Annotated in this window: 1 protein-coding gene and 1 pseudogene; one reads left to right on the forward strand and one right to left on the reverse strand. The window is 70.1% G+C overall.

Annotation, left to right across the window (positions count from 1 at the left end):
* A pseudogene (locus tag VF794_RS19755) lies at window positions 1-401 on the reverse strand (hypothetical protein); the annotation flags it as partial.
* Window positions 402-669: 268 nt separating this feature from the next.
* On the opposite strand from VF794_RS19755, the gene VF794_RS19760 reads away from it, so the two are divergent.
* On the forward strand, window positions 670-1,504 hold an 835-nt coding region (locus VF794_RS19760; protein ID WP_331112668.1), incomplete at its 3' end, for an MFS transporter.

Consider the following 1,504-nt stretch of genomic DNA (forward strand, 5'->3'; position numbering starts at 1 on the left):
CTCACCAGCCGCGAGTGGGCCTCGTCCCGCCCCAGCCCCTCGCCGCCCGGCAGCAGCAACTTGAGGGCCACCTTGCGGTTGAGCTGGGGATCGAACGCCGCGTACACCTCCCCCATGCCGCCGGCGCCCAGCCGCTCCAGCACGAGGTAGCGCCCCACCGAGGTACCCCGGGGCAGCGCCTCGGGCGGTGCGGGCGGAGGGGGCAGGGGCGCGGGAGGGCCGACGACGCGCGTGGGCTCTCCCTCGGCCTCGGCCGCCTGGGCGTGGGCGCGCAGCAGCTCGCGCTCCAGGGCGTCCGCGTCGCACACGTCACAGCCCGCGCAGTCGTCCGGATGCCACGAACCCTCCGTCTCCGGTAGGGCCGGTTGCGTTTCCGATGGCGACGGCTTCAGGCGCTCCACGGCTGTCCCCCTGACGAAGTCAGGCCCCTCGTGAACAACTCCAGCAGAATATTACAGTCCGGAAAAATCCGAAAGGTGGTTGAACCACGTACCAAGGGCGAGGAGCCTTCTATACCGCACCGCATCATGACCTGAAGAGACATCCGTGTCTGGCAGCCCGCCAGCCGAGCGCCTCCTCGGATGACGGCGTGGTGGGGAGCGGCAGGGGAGGGGCTGAATCCTATTTTTAACGGGAGGCGGTGGAGTTCGCTCGCGGAGGCACACGTCAATGGCTGAGCAAGCGGTGGGGGAGGGGCGGAGCGGGTGGAGGTTCCTGCTCCGGGCGCTGGGCCACCCCAACTACCGCCTCTTCTTCGCCGGGCAGAGCGTGTCGCTGGTGGGCACGTGGCTGACGCGGGTGGCGACGAGTTGGCTGGTGTACCGGCTGAGCGGCTCGGCGTTGCTGCTGGGGGTGGTGGGCTTCTGCGGGCAGATCTCCACCTTCCTGCTGGCGCCCTTCGCGGGGGTGCTGGTGGATCGGTGGAACCGGCACCGGCTGCTGGTGGTGACGCAGGTGCTGGCGATGCTCCAGTCGCTGGCGCTGGCGGTGCTGGCGCTCTCGGGCATCATCGCCGTGTGGCACGTCGCGGTGCTGAGCATGGTGCAGGGGCTCATCAACGCCTTCGACCTGCCGGCGCGGCAGGCCTTCGTGGTGGAGCTGGTGGAGGATCGGGCGGATCTGCCGAACGCGATCGCCCTCAACTCGTCCATGTTCAACGCGGCCAGACTGCTGGGCCCGTCGGTGGCGGGAGGGCTGATCGCCTGGGTGGGGGAGGGGGGCTGCTTCCTCATCGACTCCATCAGCTACCTGGCGGTGATCGCCTCGCTGCTGGCGATGCGGGTGGTGCGGCGCCCGCGGGAGCACGCGCCCCAGCACCTGCTGACGGAGCTGAAGGAGGGGATTGCCTACGTGGCGCACTCGCCGCCCATCCGCTCGCTGCTGCTGCTGCTGGCGATGGTGAGCCTGCTGGGGCTGCCGTTCGCGGTGCTGATGCCGGTGATGGCCTCGGAGGTGCTGAAGGGGGGGCCGAACACGCTGGGCCTGCTGATGGCGGCATCGGGGC

Origin of the sequence: Archangium sp. (genome assembly GCF_036389735.1) — a bacterium.
Lineage (GTDB): Bacteria > Myxococcota > Myxococcia > Myxococcales > Myxococcaceae > Archangium.